Source organism: Bordetella tumbae (genome assembly GCF_054780995.1).
The window spans coordinates 39,691-56,354 of sequence record NZ_BAAGVG010000018.1 but is presented as its reverse complement, the minus strand read 5'-3'; the positions used below and the strand labels follow the sequence as shown (position 1 = coordinate 56,354).

At 58.7% G+C, this 16,664-nt stretch carries 13 protein-coding genes; 6 read left to right on the top strand and 7 right to left on the bottom strand.

All coding sequences use genetic code 11. The features are described from left to right. Positions 1–7: 7 nt before the first annotated feature. Both ACYVI2_RS15090 and ACYVI2_RS15085 read left to right on the top strand, forming a co-directional pair. Complete coding sequence (locus ACYVI2_RS15090) at positions 8–3,214, top strand: efflux RND transporter permease subunit (protein ID WP_415819912.1); 3,207 nt, start codon at positions 8–10, stop codon at positions 3,212–3,214. After that, positions 3,207–4,676: an efflux transporter outer membrane subunit gene (locus tag ACYVI2_RS15085; RefSeq protein WP_415819911.1), complete on the top strand. Its 1,470-nt coding sequence runs from the start codon at positions 3,207–3,209 to the stop codon at positions 4,674–4,676. Before ACYVI2_RS15090 ends, ACYVI2_RS15085 begins: the two co-directional genes overlap by 8 nt. A gap of 128 nt (positions 4,677–4,804) precedes the next feature. Here ACYVI2_RS15085 and ACYVI2_RS15080 read toward each other — a convergent pair whose 3' ends face one another. The 5 genes from ACYVI2_RS15080 to dnaA all read right to left on the bottom strand — a co-directional run bounded on the left by ACYVI2_RS15080 (position 4,805) and on the right by dnaA (position 11,994). Next, positions 4,805–6,145: a type II toxin-antitoxin system HipA family toxin gene (locus ACYVI2_RS15080; RefSeq protein ID WP_415819910.1), complete on the bottom strand. Its 1,341-nt coding sequence runs from the start codon at positions 6,143–6,145 to the stop codon at positions 4,805–4,807. Positions 6,146–6,157: 12 nt separating this feature from the next. Further along, positions 6,158–6,499 carry a helix-turn-helix domain-containing protein gene (locus ACYVI2_RS15075; RefSeq protein ID WP_415819909.1) on the bottom strand — a complete coding sequence of 114 codons (342 nt, stop codon included), beginning with the start codon at positions 6,497–6,499 and terminating at the stop codon, positions 6,158–6,160. A 369-nt stretch (positions 6,500–6,868) separates the two neighbouring features. Further along, complete coding sequence (gyrB, locus tag ACYVI2_RS15070) at positions 6,869–9,322, bottom strand: DNA topoisomerase (ATP-hydrolyzing) subunit B (protein WP_415819908.1); 2,454 nt, start codon at positions 9,320–9,322, stop codon at positions 6,869–6,871. Between the two features lie 96 nt (positions 9,323–9,418). After that, the gene (dnaN, locus tag ACYVI2_RS15065; protein WP_415819907.1) at positions 9,419–10,528 is read right to left on the bottom strand and encodes a DNA polymerase III subunit beta; all 1,110 of its coding nucleotides are present in this window, start codon (positions 10,526–10,528) and stop codon (positions 9,419–9,421) included. Positions 10,529–10,530: 2 nt separating this feature from the next. Further along, the gene (dnaA, locus tag ACYVI2_RS15060) at positions 10,531–11,994 is read right to left on the bottom strand and encodes a chromosomal replication initiator protein DnaA (RefSeq protein WP_460490321.1); all 1,464 of its coding nucleotides are present in this window, start codon (positions 11,992–11,994) and stop codon (positions 10,531–10,533) included. 281 nt (positions 11,995–12,275) lie between these two features. Between dnaA and rpmH the strand changes: the two genes are divergently transcribed. From rpmH to yidC, 4 genes are all read left to right on the top strand, one after another. After that, positions 12,276–12,410 (top strand): 50S ribosomal protein L34, encoded by a 135-nt coding sequence (rpmH, locus tag ACYVI2_RS15055; protein WP_003800771.1) that lies wholly within the window; start codon positions 12,276–12,278, stop codon positions 12,408–12,410. Between the two features lie 48 nt (positions 12,411–12,458). Then, positions 12,459–12,839 (top strand): ribonuclease P protein component, encoded by a 381-nt coding sequence (locus ACYVI2_RS15050; protein WP_415819905.1) that lies wholly within the window; start codon positions 12,459–12,461, stop codon positions 12,837–12,839. A gap of 4 nt (positions 12,840–12,843) precedes the next feature. Then, a complete protein-coding gene (gene yidD / locus ACYVI2_RS15045) occupies positions 12,844–13,116 on the top strand; it encodes a membrane protein insertion efficiency factor YidD (RefSeq protein WP_415808211.1) in 273 nt (90 codons plus the stop codon). Between the two features lie 61 nt (positions 13,117–13,177). Next, positions 13,178–14,872, top strand: coding sequence for a membrane protein insertase YidC (gene yidC / locus ACYVI2_RS15040; RefSeq protein ID WP_415819904.1), 1,695 nt, complete (start codon positions 13,178–13,180; stop codon positions 14,870–14,872). 70 nt (positions 14,873–14,942) lie between these two features. On the opposite strand, the gene ACYVI2_RS15035 is transcribed toward yidC, so the two are convergent. Both ACYVI2_RS15035 and ACYVI2_RS15030 read right to left on the bottom strand, forming a co-directional pair. After that, positions 14,943–15,434: a low affinity iron permease family protein gene (locus tag ACYVI2_RS15035; protein ID WP_415819903.1), complete on the bottom strand. Its 492-nt coding sequence runs from the start codon at positions 15,432–15,434 to the stop codon at positions 14,943–14,945. Between the two features lie 49 nt (positions 15,435–15,483). Then, positions 15,484–16,569: a calcium:cation antiporter gene (locus ACYVI2_RS15030; RefSeq protein WP_415819902.1), complete on the bottom strand. Its 1,086-nt coding sequence runs from the start codon at positions 16,567–16,569 to the stop codon at positions 15,484–15,486. Positions 16,570–16,664 lie beyond the last annotated feature (95 nt).

Here is a 16,664-nt window from a genome sequence, read left to right as displayed (position 1 = left end):
GGCCGCCATGGATTTCTCAAAATTCTTCATCGATCGGCCGATCTTTGCGATCGTGTTGTCCATCATCATGTTCGCCGTGGGCTTGATTGCCATCCCGCTGCTGCCCTCTGGCGAATATCCCGAAGTCGTCCCACCCAGCGTCGTCGTGCGCGCCACCTATCCGGGCGCCAATCCCAAAGAAATCGCCGAATCCGTCGCCGTACCGTTAGAAGAAGCCATCAACGGTGTAGAAGGGCTGATGTATATGAAGTCCGTCGCGGCGTCGGACGGCACCTTGCAAGTAGTCTCCACCTTTCGCCCCGGCACTGATCCCGACGATGCCACCGTACGCGTACAAAACCGCGTCAGCCAGGCGCAAAGCCGCCTGCCAGAAGAAGTACGCCAGTTCGGTATCACGACACAAAAACAGACGGCAACGCCGCTGATGTATGTGGGATTGGCCTCTACCGATGAACGCCTGGATACCCTGTACCTGCGCAACTACATCACGCTCAAAGTCAAAGATGAGCTCGCTCGTATCCAGGGTGTTGGCGATGTCGGCGTCTATGGCTCGGGCGATTATGCAATGCGTGTGTGGTTGGACCCCGACAAAATCGCTGCCCGGCAACTCACCGCAAGCGAAGTGATTGCCGCCGTACGCGAGCAAAACGTGCAGGTCTCTGCCGGCCAGCTCGGCGCAGAGCCCAGCACCAAGAACACGGACAAACTCCTGTCCATCAACGTGCAAGGCCGATTGAAAACCGAACACGAATTCGGCGACATCATTCTGAAAACCGGCGCAGACGGACAAGTCGTGCGTCTGTCAGATGTAGCTCGCATCGAGCTGGGCGCGAGCGACTACACCTTGCGCGCCTCGTTGAATGGCCAGAATATGGCCGCAATTGGTATCTTCCTCACGCCCGGCGCCAATGCCCTGAAGGTGGCAGAAGAGGTGTACCAGACCTTGGATCGCTTATCTCGCGATCTGCCCCAGGCGGCCTCGTTCGAATACCTGTGGGACCCCACCGTGTTCGTACGCGAATCCATCACGGCGGTTCAGCATACCCTGATAGAGGCAGTCATCCTGGTCGTGTTGGTCGTCATCGTGTTTTTGCAGACATGGCGCGCATCGATCATCCCACTGTTGGCCGTGCCCGTGTCTATCGTAGGCACATTCGCGTGGCTGCTGCTGCTCGGCTATTCCATCAATACGTTGACCTTGTTCGGTCTGGTCCTGGCCATCGGTATCGTTGTCGACGACGCCATCGTTGTCGTGGAAAACGTAGAACGATTTATCGAAAAGGGTCACAGCCCGCGCGATGCAGCCCACCTGGCGATGAAAGAAGTGTCCGGTCCGATCATCGCCATTGCGTTGGTACTGTGCGCCGTATTTGTACCGATGGCCTTTCTGGACGGCATCACTGGGCAGTTCTACAAACAGTTTGCAGTCACGATTGCGATCTCCACCGTGATCTCCGCCATCAACTCTCTCACGCTGTCGCCAGCATTGGCCGCAAAGCTGCTGCAAGGCCACGGCGCACGCAAGGATCGACTGGCGCGCGTCATAGACTGGAGTCTGGGTTGGTTCTTCAAACGCTTCAACCGCGGGTTTGACCGCAGCGCGCAGGCCTATGAGCACACGGTTGGCCGTTCGTTCAAAAAACGAGGGATCGTATTTGCCGTATACATCGCGCTGCTCGCAGGCACAGCGGTACTTTTTAATAGCGTGCCCGGCGGGTTCATCCCGATGCAGGACAAGCTTTACCTGTTTGCAGGCGCCAAGCTACCCGAAGGTGCCTCGTTGCGCCGCACCGACGAAGTCACGCAAGAACTCACGCGTCGCGCATTTCAAATAGACGGTGTGCAATCCGTCTCGGCATTCGCAGGTCTGAACGCCCTGCAAACCACCAACACCCCGAATCTGACCAGCGCCTATGTCACCCTAAAACCATTTGGCGAGCGCAGCCGTGACGCCACGGAGATCAGTGCAGAACTCAACAGTGCATTGGCAGGAATGGAAGGCGGCTTCGGTTACGCGCTCATGCCGCCTCCCATACAAGGCCTGGGCAATGGATCGGGCTACTCCTTGTTTCTGGAGGACCGCGCAGGCCTGGGTTACGCGGCTTTGCAACAGGCGATGAATGCCTTTCAAGCCGAGATCGTCAAAACGCCAGGCATGAGCTACCCCGTTAGCGCCTATCAATCCAACATCCCTCAACTGGAAGTCAAAGTCGATCGCACCAAAGCGAAAGCACAAGGCGTAGCGCTCAACGATCTCTTTCAAACGTTGCAGACGTATCTGGGGTCCGTCTACGTCAACGACTTCAACGCTTTCGGGCGCGTCTATCGCGTGATGCTGCAAGCCGATGCCGACTACCGTCAGACCGCCGAAGACATCGGCAAACTGCAAACGCGCAACAGCGATGGGCAAATGGTGCCGATCGCGTCCATGGTGACCGTGGTTCCCGCCTACGGCCCCGATCCGGTCATGCGATACAACGGTTTTCCTGCGGCGGACCTGATAGGAGACGCCGATCCGCGGGTCCTGTCTTCGGCTGAAGTCCTGGCCAAGCTGCAAGACATTGCGCAGAGGACATTACCGCGCGGCATTGAGCTGGCGTGGACAGAAATGAGTTATCAACAGGTTGAACAAAGCGATGCGGCGGCCGTCGTATTCGCGCTGGCGGTGATGCTGGTCTTTCTCGTACTCGCCGCACTATACGAGAGCTGGACCATGCCGCTGGCTGTCATCCTCATTGTCCCTGTGTGCATCTGCGCAGCGCTTTTCGGTGTGTGGTTATCTGGGGGCGACAACAACATCTTTGTGCAAGTCGGCCTGGTCGTCCTCATGGGATTGGCGTGCAAGAACGCCATCTTGATCGTGGAGTTCGCGCGTGAACTGGAAATGCAGGGCGCCAGTATCTGGGATGCCGCCCGCACTGCCTGCCGCTTGCGCCTGCGCCCCATCGTCATGACCTCCATTGCCTTTATCGCTGGCGCAGTGCCGTTGCTGATCGGGCAAGGCGCAGGCGCCGAGGTTCGCGCGGCGACAGGCATCACCGTGTTCTCCGGCATGCTGGGCGTAACGCTCTTTGGTCTGTTTCTCACCCCCGTGTTCTATGTCACGCTACGCAAACTCAGCGGCACTCAGCTCAGGCCGCACGACAATGCCGCCACGCCAGGCGCAGCAACCCAACGCCATCATCCAGAATCACCGGAGCAAGCTCATGGCTAAGTCCCTAACGCTGCGCAGCCTGGCCGTCGCGTGCAGTCTCATCGTAACGGGCTGCGCAGTGGGGCCGGACTTCCATAGCCCGGCGGCCTCCGTGCCCACCTCGGCGCAGTTCGCACGCTACGAGGCCGGCGACGTCAAACCATCCGGCAGCTTGCACTTACCCGTCTTCGATGTGCGCGACGCGGACTTCTGGACTCAGTTCGGCGACGAGCAGCTGACCGCTCTCGTGCAACAAGCCTTGACCGGCAATCGCGACTTGCATGCAGCCTTCGCCCGCTTGCAAGGCGCCGATGCCATGTTGAACGAGGCCCGGCTGGATCGTTTTCCCACGGTGACCATGAACGGCGAAGCCGCTCAGCAAAAACTCAGTGAGGACCAACTCAGCCCTGGTCAGCCGCGCTCTGCACGCAACTACAACGCCCAGATTCAGGCAAGTTGGGAATTGGATCTGTATGGCCGCGTACGGCGTACGGTAGAGGCACAGCAGGCGCAGCAACAGATGACCCAAGCCGACTTGGCCGCATTGCAAGTCGTCATCGCCGCTCAAGTCGCAGATACCTATACACAGCTGCGCGGTACACAACTGCGCATGCAGATCGCGCTGTCGCACGCGCAGAACCAACGCGATACGGCACGTCTGGTAGATCGCCGGCTACATGCCGGAATGGGCACAGACCTGGACCAAAGTCGCGCACAGGCGCAATTACAAAGCACGCTGGCGCGCCTGCCCGCGTTGCAGGCACAAATATCCGTGCTGCAGCACCGGCTTGCAGTGTTGCTGGGCGAGTCCCCAGAGAGCCTCATTGCACACCTGGACGCGGTACGGCCCTTGCCACAAGTACCGTCCATGCTGGATCCAGGCACACCTGCCGAATTGCTGCGCCGCCGGCCTGATATTGCCGCGGCGGAAGCACGTCTGCACGCGGCCACCGCCCGCATCGGCATTGCCACTGCCGATCTCTTTCCGCGTTTATCGCTCGGAGGTCTGTTAGGCAGTTTCGCCTTGAGCGGACATAATCTGTTTAACGCCAGCACAGCGACCAGCAATGTTTTTCTGGGCGTAGATTGGTCATTTCTCGACATCGGCCGCGTGCGCGCCCGCATCGCTGCCAGCGAGGCGGGTGCTGCCGAGGCGCTGGCCAATTATCAACAAACCGTGCTGGGTGCGTTAGAGGAAACAGAAAACGCCCTCGTACGCTTGAATAGAAATAGAGACGAACTGCAAACGCTGCAGGCCGCTGTACAACAGCGCAACAAAGCAGAACATCTCGCTCAACGCATGTACCAGAGCGGCACCCTGGGTTTATTCGAAGTCCTCGATGCCCAACGCGAACAACTGGACGCACAAGACATCGCGGCTGAAAGCCAGATCAATGCCGTGCGTTCAAGCATCGCCCTCTATAAAGCGATGTCAGGCCGCTGGGATCAAGCGGCAGATCTACAGCGATATGCGAACAACTGACGATAAAAAGCCGCTGTCAGCGGCTCTTTTCACGGAATCTAGTGTTACGGAGAAAGCACTAGATTTTCATCGACAGCGTTCTCGTCTGTGGGGTGCATTTGCCTCTGGACTTACATAGAAGGATCGAATCATCCAATCAATTTACGAGCTTCCACACTGCTTATGTCATCAATGTGCCGGAATGCTGGCGCGACTTTCTCGATATCCTGCGAGCTCACGCCAAACTCGTCGAAGGCCACCTTCCATTCCCGAACGACGGCCCACACCTCCGCGACCAATTGACCCGCACGAGCCGGGTTGATGGAGAACTGACCAGCACCCGCCAAGGCGTTGTCGACCGTTGAAATTCGACCGTCAGGCCCGACTCCCAGATGCAGGTATCTATCGGTGGCAAGCGACGGTCTAGGCAGTACATCATACAAAGGACTAAGGCGCCATCCTGACAGAGTCGGATCCCAAATAAACCCATGATTGCGCAGGTGGTCGTCATCGTTGTTCACCATAACGTTGAACACCATGCGTTTGAATAACTCCTCACTGTCCTGGCGGATCACCGTTGGGTGACAATATTTTCGTACTGCCGCAGCCAAGTCCGAGTATGCCTTTGCATTGGACTCCGACTCATCACATCCGACTAGCGTCAGACCGCTTACGAATGCCATCCGACGCTCGGAACGACCGGCCTTCGGCGCCAGAGTGAGGTCAGTCTCGCCGTCCGGCATGACTCCCTTGTCGAGCCAATACCGGTCGAATCTGCGGATCATCATAATTCGTCGATCACCCAGCATCTGCGTCTGTACCGCCGGCACGCGGAGGCCCGCCGCCCCAGCCAACCGCAATGTCGCGGTCTCGACAGCAGGAATGTCAAAGGAGTCTTTCCTCGTAGCGAACTTCGCCAACATCAAACGACCCGATTCATCTCTCACTGTAGCTTTTGGCCTCGCGCCGCCCAACGCTGTACCTTGAATGAAAATTTGCTCGAGATGGGCCGGTACTGGCAGACCTTCGTCAATTCGCTCTGCGGCGTCCAGCAGATGCTCCAACTCGTGGACACCACCAGTCGAACCCTCTGCGGGCTCCGAGTCTCTCGTCAGTCGTACATCGAGGGCACCCACCCTGTTGCTGCCGGCATGGAGGAGATAGTCGGACTCGCGCAAGCTGTTTGCGGGTACCTTAAGTTTGGCCTCTATAACGCGCCGTCCCCAAGAGTCTGGCGCTGCATCTCTAATGCCGCCAAAGCTGGTTAACTCGTTCACGGGCAACAGGACTTTGCCTTTGACTGAGTCACCGTGCAAACCCAAGCTCACAGGGTCTACCTCCACAGCATTTAGTCTGTCGAGATACCTGGTCCCATAGGAGAAGCGCGAGGCAAGCAGAGTCGAACCTTCCTCCGTCATGGTTAACAGCCCACATGGCGCCCAACCTTCATCCAAATAGGCAAAGGCGACGACTTCCCGGTCTTTGGCCATCTGAAATAGTCCTTAGAAGTCGAGCTTTGCCAGCTCAGAAGAAGGTAGATCGCGAACGCGACGCGTAGCCTCGCGGGACGCAAGCGATTTGAGCGCCGGGTCAGACTCGGCCAAAAGGTCGGCCAGGGTAGCACCGGGAGAGATTGCATCCAGGTACCGGAGAATCTGTCCGAATGCTAGGCCTGGATCGCCTTTTTCCAGACGATAGGCTGTATTGCGGGAAAGACCCGCGCGCAACGCAGCATCCGCCTGCTTAATGTGCCGAGCCAAGCGCAGCCGAGCCAATAGATGTCCGACATGCCTTGATTGCTCGGCCAGCTCGGGAGAAATCGTAGAGGATTGAGAGATTTTCATGATCGGGAAATCACCTATAAGCCCCTTACAGTTCGATTTAAGATGCACTGTACAGCAAAAGATGCCGTAGGGGCTATATGCTCGTAAAATTGAGCGCATATGGCATAAAGATCGATTTTAGATGAGTCCGGTCGGCCGGATGAGCCGAGAGGAAGTCATGCCGCGAAGCCCGTTAATCCACTTGCACATCTCGACCCAGATCACAGACATGCGCCAGCAAGGCGCTTAGGCCGAAGTGCTGGATACCCACAGGCCGACGCGGTACTGCAGGCCCTCTAAAGAAATAAAGGGCTGCCTCATTCAGCAGCCCCTCATCGAAAAATCTAGGTCATCCGAGACAAATCTGACGCCCCACAAGACCCTAGAGCATCAAGCGTCAATATTCGATGCCGACAACGCATGCGTTTCAATGAACGCACGACGCGGTTCGACATCGTCGCCCATCAAGGTCGTAAACACCTCGTCGGCCGCGATCGCGTCTTCGATCTTCACACGCAGCAAACGACGGACTTTGGGATCCATCGTGGTTTCCCACAATTGCTCGGGGTTCATCTCGCCCAGGCCTTTATAGCGCTGCTTCGAAATACCGCGCTCGGCCTCGCTGCGCAGCCATTGCATGACCTCGCGGAAATCCGACACGAATTGCTCTTTGCGTTTGTCGCCTTCGCCACGCGCTACCAGTGCGCCCGCGCCGATCAAGCCCATGAAGGTCTTGGCCGACTTGGCCAGCACTGCATAATCCGCGCCCTGCACAAAGTCCGCATCGATGACGCTGACCCGCACATTACCGTGATGCATGCGACGCACCATCAGACGGTATTGCTCGTGCGCTTCGTCGAACTCGGCGACGACTTCCACACCGTTGCCTGCGACGGCGCCACGCAATGCTTCGGTCAAACGTTGTGCCGATGCGTTAGCGGCATCAGCCGAGGACAAATCGATTTCCACGCCTTCGGCCATCGCCGACAAGGCATCCACATCGAACAGGCGCGACAAGCGCGCGATCACCGCATCGGCCAACACGTATTGACGTGCGAGTTCAGCCAGGGCCTCTCCGGTGATAGGCGCGGCGTCTTGCGAGGGCGTTAGCTGCGCGTCTTTCAACGCCAGCTGCAGCATGAATTGCGCTTCTTCCTGGTCGTCTTTCAGATAACGCTCTTCGCGGCCGACCTTGACCTTGTAGAGCGGCGGCTGCGCGATGTACACATAACCGCGCTCAAGCAGCTCGGGCATCTGACGATACAAGAGCGTCAACAACAGCGTACGAATGTGCGCACCGTCAACGTCCGCGTCAGTCATGATGATGAGACGGTGATAGCGCAGCTTTTCCGCATTGAAATCCGGCCCGATGCTGGTGCCCAATGCCGTGATCAAGGTCGCGATCTGTTCGCTGGCGATCAGGCGGTCAAAGCGCGCTTTTTCCACGTTCAACACCTTGCCGCGCAGCGGCAGGATAGCCTGGAATTTACGGTCGCGGCCTTGCTTGGCCGAGCCGCCTGCCGAGTCACCCTCGACGATGTACAGCTCGCACAATGCGGGGTCTTTTTCCTGGCAATCGGCGAGCTTGCCGGGTAGGCCGGCGCCCTCAAGCACACTCTTGCGGCGCGTCATTTCACGCGCTTTGCGGGCAGCCTCGCGAGCACGTGCAGCCTCGACGATCTTGGCGCAGAGGGCTTTTGCGTCATTGGGGTTTTCCAACAACCAGCTCTCCAGCGTACGCGCCACCGCGTCTTCGACGGCAGGGCGGACTTCGCTGGACACGAGCTTGTCTTTGGTCTGGCTGCTGAACTTGGGCTCGGGCACCTTGACCGACAACACGCAAGCCAGGCCTTCGCGCATATCATCGCCCGAGGTGTCGACCTTGGCTTTCTTGGCCAGCTCGTTGTCGGCGATGTACTTGTTGATGATGCGCGTCATGGCCGCGCGCAGACCCGTCATATGGGTACCGCCATCGCGCTGGGGGATGTTATTGGTAAAGCACAACACGGTTTCGCTATACGAATCGTTCCATTGCATGGCGACCTCGACAGTCACCGGCACGCCACCGGCGCTGGACTCGGCGCTCACCGCGAATACGTTCGGATGCAACACCGTCTTGGAACGATTGATGTATTCCACAAAGCCACGCACCCCGCCGGAAAACGCGAAGTTTTCCTCTTTGCCCTGGCGCTGGTCGACCAAACGGATCTTCACCCCGTTATTCAGGAACGACAACTCGCGCAAGCGCTTGGACAGGATCTCGTAGTGATATTCGATGTTGTTGAAGATGATCGGATCGGCCAGGAAACGGACTTCCGTTCCACGCTTGTCGGTCGTACCGGTCACCGCCAGGGGCGCGACGCGCTCACCTTGGCGAAACTCCATCTGATGCACTTCGCCATTGCGGCGAATCGTCAATCGCAACCACTCGGACAAGGCGTTCACGCACGACACACCCACACCGTGCAGGCCGCCGGACACTTTGTACGAGTTCTGGTCGAACTTACCGCCCGCGTGCAATTCGGTCATGACGATTTCGGCAGCGCTGCGGCCGAACTCATCGTCCTTATGGACGTCGGTAGGAATGCCACGACCGTTATCAGAGACGGAAATCGAGTTATCCGTATGGATGGTCACCACGATGTCGTCGCAATAACCCGCCAAGGCTTCGTCAATGGCGTTGTCCACCACCTCGAACACCATATGATGCAAGCCCGTGCCGTCGGAGGTATCGCCGATGTACATGCCCGGGCGTTTGCGTACGGCCTCCAGCCCTTTGAGCATCTTGATCGAATCGGCGCCATAGCCGGTGTTCTCGGGATTGCTGTTCTGCTGATCTGACATGTTTATATCGCTAACACTTCAAAAAACGGCCTCACGGCCAGAGCGCGGCGGACGGTAGAGCTACACGCCCCCACGGCATCAACCCATGGGCAAAAATTAAATCCGCATGGGCATGACGACGTACTTGAACTGGTCGTCATCGGGCAGGGTGAGCAACGCCGATGCATTGGCATCCGGCATCACCGACCACTGAATGTTTTCAGCCTTGACGTTGGACAACACGTCCAACAAGTAGCTGACGTTGAAACCGACATCCAAGGGCTCATGGCCGTAATCGATATCGAGTTCTTCCTGGGCTTCTTCTTGTTCCGCGTTGGAAGAAGAAATCTTCATCAGGTTTTGCGCCAACTGCAGGCGCACGCCCTTGAACTTGTCCGTCGTCAAAATCGCGGCACGTTGCAAGCTGCCTTGCAGCGCCTCGCGGCTGATGAGGAACTGGCGCGTGTAGTTCGATGGGATCACGCGCGTGAAATCGGGGAACTTGCCCTCGACCAGCTTGGACACGAGTTCGACTTCGCCGAAACGGAAACGAATCTGGCCCGGCGCCACGTCGATGGATACCGGCTCGTCCGAGTCCTCGAGCAAGCGCTGCATTTCCAGCACAGTCTTGCGCGGCACGATGACTTCGTGACGTTGGGCAATGCCTTCGGCCTCGGTCGCGCAATGCGCCAGACGGTGGCCATCGGTCGCCACAGCACGTACGCAGCCGGCTTCAAACACCAGCAACATGCCGTTCAGGTAATAGCGGATGTCCTGCTGCGCCATGGCAAAGTGCACCATGTTCAGCAAATGACGCAAGGTGCGTTGCGGCAGCGTCAGCGACACATCCCATTTCTCAGGTTGAGCCACGGTAGGAAACTCGCTGGCAGCCAGCGTTTGCAAAGCAAAACGGCTCTTTGCCGATTGCACCGACAGCTTGTTGCTGGCCAATGCCAGTTTTACCTCGCCCGTATCGGGCAGCGCCTTCAGGATGTCCAGCAGCTTACGCGCGGCCACCGTCGTGGACTCGTTATCCTCGCCCACACCAAAATCCGCGTGCGTGGTGATTTGCACTTCAAGATCGGTGGCAATGAAAGCAACCTTGCTGCCCTCTTTGCGCATGAGGATGTTCGCGAGGATGGGCAGGGTATGGCGTCTTTCGACGATTCCCGCCACTGTCGACAGCGGTTTCAGCAATGCATCGCGCGTGGTTTGTACGAGTTGCATGTTCATCCTTTTAGAGTTTGTTCCAACACGTGCAGGGTATGGTTCAGCTCTGCCTGCTTGGCGCGGGCATCAGAGATCTTGCGTACTGCGTGCAGCACGGTCGTGTGATCGCGGCCGCCGAATAGATCGCCGATTTCGGGCAGGCTCTTTTGGGTTAGCTCCTTGGCCAGGTACATCGCGACCTGACGGGGCAAAGCAATATTGGCCGGCCGCCGTTTCGAATACATGTCGGCGACCTTGATTTTGTAGAAATCCGCCACGGTTTTCTGGATATTTTCCACCGTGATCTGGCCATTCGATACGGACAACAGGTCTTTAAGCGCTTCTTTGCACACATCGACCGATACCACATCGCGCCCGTGAAAACGGGCGTAGGCCAGGACCTTGCGCAGGGCGCCTTCGAGCTCACGCACGTTGCTGCGCAAGTGTTTGGCGATAAAGAAGGCGACCTCTTCGGGCATCGGCACGCCTTCGGATTCGGCCTTGCGCAGCAGAATGGCCACGCGCATTTCCAGCTCGGGCGGCTCGATCGCCACCGTCAGGCCGGAATCAAAACGCGAAATCAAACGGCTGTCGATACCAGCGAGTTCTTTAGGGTAGGTGTCGCTGGTGATGATGATCTGCTTGCGCTGCGCCACCATCGCCTCGAACGCATAAAAGAATTCTTCCTGCGTGCGGCTTTTGCCCGAGAAAAACTGAATATCGTCGATCAGCAGCAGGTCCAGCGAGTGGTAATAGCGCTTGAAGTCGTCAAACGCCTTGCGCTGATAGGCCTTGACCACATCAGACACATATTGGTCCGCATGGACGTAGCGCACGCGCACACCCGTGCCCGCCGCCACCATGGCGTTGCCAATGGAGTGAATGAGGTGAGTCTTGCCCAGCCCCACGCCACCGTACAAAAACAGCGGGTTATAGGAAATGCCGGGATTTTCAGCCACCTGCAATGCCGCCGCGCGGGCCAATTGGTTGGCCTTGCCGGTGACAAAGTTTTCAAAGGTCAAATCGGTGTTCAGGCGCGAACGTTCGTACACCACGCCAGCGGCATCAGCCTGCATCGCCGCTGCCACATTGACTGCGGGTGCTGCAGGAACAGGCGCAACAGCCGCTGGGGCTGGCGGCGCCGCCGCGGCAAGCGCGGCGCCGACCGCGACTGGACCCGGCGGTGCGGCGCTGGGTACCGGCGCCCGTGGGGCCGTCGGAATACGGGCTGCAGCGCCATTGGCGGGCAACTCGAACGCCACCTGTACCGGCCGCTGAAACCATTCAGCGGCCAATGCCTCGATCTGGTGAGAAAAGTTCTTGCGCACCCAATCCAGCTTGAAGCGGTTGGGAGCGGCTACGCGCAACACTGCCTGCGTTTCGTCGTACGCAAGCGGTACCAGCGGCCGTATCCAGGCGCTGATTTGCTGAGGGGGGAGTTCCTGCTCTAGACGACTGACGCAGGTCTGCCAGAATTCTTTCATGTCGCTCTTATTCAAACCTCGATTCTACCTTGGTTAGGGGCAGGTTATCCACAGGCTATTCTGGTCCCTTCACGGCTCCTTTGCCGTAACTGTTTGACAAAGCAGAGAAAACTTGCTGAAATGATGGGCTTTTCCGAATTCTGTCTGTCAGAAGGTTCTTTTACTACTACGCCTGAGAGGCCCCGCGCCCCTTAGCCACTATGTAGGCCAACGCACAATGCACTGGCCAGGAACCCGTCGGGCAGGTCCCTTCTGACTCTTGTTCTTTTTGTGGATCGTCCATGAAACGCACCTACCAACCTTCAGTTACCCGCCGCAAGCGTACCCACGGCTTTCGCGTGCGCATGAAAACCCGCGGCGGCCGTGCCGTGCTGAACGCTCGCCGCGCCAAGGGCCGCAAGCGTCTGGCCGTCTAAGGTCAGCACCGGGTCTGTTGCGTTTCTCGCATCGACCGCTGGTTGTTCATGCCGCGCGCCACGCTTCCTCCAGAGGCGCGGCTGCATCGCCCCTCTGAGTTTGCTATCGGCCTGAAAGGCCGACGGCTGGCCCGAGGGGCTTTCTTCATTCTCAGTGCCGCCGCGCCCAGTGGCTTGCCCACGGGTCAAGCGGCTCAGGCACGTCTGGGCATGGTCATCGCCAAGCGCTTCGCCGCGCATGCGTCGACGCGCAACGCGCTCAAGCGGGTCATTCGCGAGGCCTTCCGGCATCGCCGGCTGCAGCTGCCCCCCCAGGACTACGTGTTGCGTTTGCACAGCAAGGTGGCACCCATGTCCTTGACGGCACTAAAACGGCTGGCTCGCGCCGAAGTGGACGCTCACTTTGCTCGCCTCAAGCCACGGGAATGACGCCATGCTCAAAGCCCTGCTCATTGCGCCCATCCGGTTTTACCGCTTTTTTCTCAGCCCCTGGCTGGGGCGGCAATGCCGGTTCACGCCGACCTGTTCGGCTTATGCAATCCAGGCGATTGAACAACATGGTGCCTGGCGTGGTCTATGGTTAGCGGCGCGCCGTATTGGCCGCTGTCACCCTTGGTCACCAGGCGGACACGACCCGGTACCGCCTTCGCATCACCCCGATGGGGCCTCATGCTGCGCGCATCATCGCCGCACTGATCCCAATTGACGCTAAACTTGCGGGTTTGCCGCTCCGATTTTGGCCGGCCCGCATACCTACCGTAGGCACCATGGATATCCGACGAACCATCCTGTGGATGATTTTTTCCTTCTCGCTGTTGCTTCTGTGGAACAACTGGCAAGTCCATAGCGGCAAACCGTCGCTTTTCGGGACGCCTCCCGCTTCCTCCAGCGCAGAATCATCCACCAACGGCGCGCAAGCCGGTGCCAACGGACAGGCTGCGACACCGTCGGTGCCCAACGCGCCTGCTGCCGCTGCGCCCAGCACGGTTCCCGGCGCAACGCCAGCACAGGCTCCCGCCCGCGCGGAGCAGGTCGTCATTACGACGGACGTGCTGCGTCTGACTTTCGATACGGCAGGCGCCCAGCTGGTCCGTGCCGAGTTGCTGAAATACCCGACCGCGGGCCAACCCAACAAGCCCACCGTGCTGCTCGATCGCTCTCCCGAGCTGACCTACGTCGTGCAGTCCGGCTTGGTGGGCGCGCCCAATGGCGAAAGCTTCCCCAATCACCAGACACCGTTCCGTCTGACCTCCACCGAGCGCGAGCTGTCGGGCGATGCCCTGAACGTCTCCTTCGAGGCCGAATCCGGTGGCCTGAAAGTCACCAAGACCTATACGCTGCACCGCGGCCGCTACGACATTGACGTCCAGCATGCCCTGAACAACGTCTCGGGCCAGGCGCTGGCGCCTTCGCTGTACCTGCAGCTCGAGCGCGACGGCAATGATCCGGCCGATACCTCCAGTTTCTATCACACGTTCACTGGCGTCGCGGTCTACTCCGAACAAGACAAATTCCAAAAAGTCACCTTCTCGGATATCGCCAAACAAAAGGGCACCTATATCAAGCAGGCCGACAATGGCTGGCTGGCGATTGTTCAGCATTACTTTGCCACCGCCTGGATTCCGCCGGAAGGCAAGGCCCGTACGAACGAACTGCTGCAGGTCCAACCCAACCTGTACGCGGCCCGCAGCATCGAAGCCGTCGGTACGGTGCAGCCCGGCGCGACGACCCAGGTCGACTCGCACCTGTGGGTCGGTCCTCAGGACCAAAAAGCCATGGCCGCGCTGGCGCCCGGACTCGACACAGTGGTCGACTATGGCTGGCTGAGCATCATCGCCAAGCCGCTGTTCTCGCTGTTGACCTGGCTGCACGGCCTGCTGGGCAACTGGGGCTGGGCCATCGTCGCGCTGACCGTCATCATCAAAGCGGTGTTCTTCCCGCTGGCCGCTGCCAGCTACCGCTCGATGGCACGGATGAAACAAGTCGCGCCCCGTCTGCAGGCCCTGAAAGAAAAGTTTGGCGACGATCGCCAGAAACTCAATCAGGCCATGATGGAGATGTATCGCACCGAAAAGATCAACCCCTTGGGCGGCTGCCTGCCCATGGTGGTACAGATCCCGGTGTTCATCGCCTTGTACTGGGTGCTGTTGGCCAGCGTCGAAATGCGCGGTGCGCCGTGGATCATGTGGGTACATGACCTGTCGGTACGTGATCCGTACTTCATCCTGCCGGCAGTGATGATGGCTACGATGTTCCTGCAGATCAGGCTGAACCCCACGCCGCCGGATCCCATCCAGGCCAAGGTCATGATGATCATGCCTCTGGTGTTCGGCGGGATGATGTTCTTCTTCCCGGCGGGCCTGGTGTTGTACTGGTGCGTCAACAACACGCTGTCGATCGCACAGCAGTGGACTATTACGCGCGGTATCGAGCGCAAAGCCGCTGAGGCGGCCAGCCGCTAACGTCCGGCGTCGCCAGGCGAAAGCCCCCGCGTTGCTGCCCAGCACCGGGGGCTTTTGTCATGAGCCCGCATTATTTCGAATCCTTGAGCTTGCGCGCGGCCATGGCCAGCCGGCGATACCGTTCGGCAATCTCGTTGATTTCGTCTTCTTCCATGTCCTCGATATCGACCAATTGGTCGCTGGCACCCTTTAGCGCCATCAGCAACTCATCCAGCTTGACGTGTAAGGCACGGCTATCCTTGTTCTGATTCTGCTGGATCAAAAAGACCATCAGAAAAGTAATGATGGTCGTGCCCGTATTGACGACCAATTGCCACACTTCGGAAAACCCGGTCCACGGGCCAGCCAGCGCCCACAACAGAATGATCAATACAGCGCAGCCAAAGGCCAGGGGAGAACCCGTGGCCCGGGCAACGGCGCTGGCGAAATGATCGAACAGGCGGGCCATCCTCGATTGAGAGGATCCGGTCTGCTGATGTCTATGCTCTCGAGCCGCGGTGCTGCCCGTTAAACGATCGGCCGCGGTATCACGCTGTCGCGCCTTATTGATTTTGTGGTTCATGGCATGCTCCTCTGCAGTGAGGGAAAACCGGAGCCCGCCAAGGTTTCTGCTACAAACCCAAGGCGGACAGCATCAAGAACGTAGCGAATAAAGCGAAATGCGTCATGCCTTCGATGGCATTGGTCTGGCCGTCGTTCAGATTGATGGCGGTCACCACCAGCGTAACCAGCACCATCATGGTCTGGATCGGCGTCATGGCCATCTCGAAGGGTTGGCCGGTATAGAGCGCCAGCGCTTCCATCAGCGGCACGGTAAGAATGACCGTCGACAACGACGCCCCCAGGGCGATGTTCACGACCGACTGCATGCGATTGGCCAATGCCGCCCGCAACGCAGTCAGAATTTCCGGGCTGGCCGAGATCAGCGCGACCACGAGGGCAGGAAACGCCGGCGGAACATCGACATGTTCGAGCGAGACATTCAGCGACTGGGCCATGACCTCCGACAGGGCGCCGATGATCACCACACCTACCACCAACAACCCCACCGACCATAACGTATCGGGGCCACGAGACGGCGGCGTAGCTGCTCGACGCCGTTTTTCGGGATAGGCATAACTGAAAAAATAACTGTGCGGTCCCGTCTGCATACGCAGAAACACCGCATACAGCATGATCATGATGAAAATCGTAAAGCCGGAATAAAGATGCCAGCGATCGCGCGGAACGAACTCGGGCACGATCATGGAAATCGCCATGGCCGTGAGTATCATCACGGTATAGACGCGGCCCGAGTCGTCGTTGTATGACTGTTCGCCATGCTTGATGCCGCCCATCAGCGCCGCCAGGCCGAGAATGCCGTTGATATCGAGCATGACCGCCGCATAGATGGTGTCGCGTACCAAGGTGGGCGAGGTGTCGTGCGACATCACAATACCCAGTACAACCACCTCGACCAACACGGCCGACAACGTCAGCACCATCGTCCCATATGGGTCGCCGAGTCGATGCGCCAGTTGCTCGGCATGAAAGGCCACCCGCTGCGATGCGCAAATGATGGCTATCACCAACAGTGCCGTCGCGACGGCAGCAGTGATAGCGCCGTGAACGGTCAAGCGGTCGCCTGCCGCGTAGGCAATAACCACGGCGACGACAGCCAGCAGCAGCAGTTTTTCCTGCTTCAGTAGTGCTTGCATGAAATTTTCCCGGGTTGGTACGGCAGCTTACTCCCGGGATAGTATTGTGCTCAATCATGACTGCCCACAGCAAATCGCATGCCTGGGGCGTCCGC

Excerpts from the sequence above, each read along its gene's own strand:
- ACYVI2_RS15090 (WP_415819912.1), top strand. The coding sequence starts at position 8 with ATGGATTTCTCAAAATTCTTCATCGATCGGCCGATCTTTGCGATCGTG.
- ACYVI2_RS15085 (WP_415819911.1), top strand. The coding sequence starts at position 3,207 with ATGGCTAAGTCCCTAACGCTGCGCAGCCTGGCCGTCGCGTGCAGTCTC.
- ACYVI2_RS15080 (WP_415819910.1), bottom strand. The coding sequence starts at position 6,145 with ATGGCCAAAGACCGGGAAGTCGTCGCCTTTGCCTATTTGGATGAAGGT.
- ACYVI2_RS15075 (WP_415819909.1), bottom strand. The coding sequence starts at position 6,499 with ATGAAAATCTCTCAATCCTCTACGATTTCTCCCGAGCTGGCCGAGCAA.
- gyrB (WP_415819908.1), bottom strand. The coding sequence starts at position 9,322 with ATGTCAGATCAGCAGAACAGCAATCCCGAGAACACCGGCTATGGCGCC.
- dnaN (WP_415819907.1), bottom strand. The coding sequence starts at position 10,528 with ATGCAACTCGTACAAACCACGCGCGATGCATTGCTGAAACCGCTGTCG.
- dnaA (WP_460490321.1), bottom strand. The coding sequence starts at position 11,994 with ATGAAAGAATTCTGGCAGACCTGCGTCAGTCGTCTAGAGCAGGAACTC.
- rpmH (WP_003800771.1), top strand. The coding sequence starts at position 12,276 with ATGAAACGCACCTACCAACCTTCAGTTACCCGCCGCAAGCGTACCCAC.
- ACYVI2_RS15050 (WP_415819905.1), top strand. The coding sequence starts at position 12,459 with ATGCCGCGCGCCACGCTTCCTCCAGAGGCGCGGCTGCATCGCCCCTCT.
- yidD (WP_415808211.1), top strand. The coding sequence starts at position 12,844 with ATGCTCAAAGCCCTGCTCATTGCGCCCATCCGGTTTTACCGCTTTTTT.
- yidC (WP_415819904.1), top strand. The coding sequence starts at position 13,178 with ATGGATATCCGACGAACCATCCTGTGGATGATTTTTTCCTTCTCGCTG.
- ACYVI2_RS15035 (WP_415819903.1), bottom strand. The coding sequence starts at position 15,434 with ATGAACCACAAAATCAATAAGGCGCGACAGCGTGATACCGCGGCCGAT.
- ACYVI2_RS15030 (WP_415819902.1), bottom strand. The coding sequence starts at position 16,569 with ATGCAAGCACTACTGAAGCAGGAAAAACTGCTGCTGCTGGCTGTCGTC.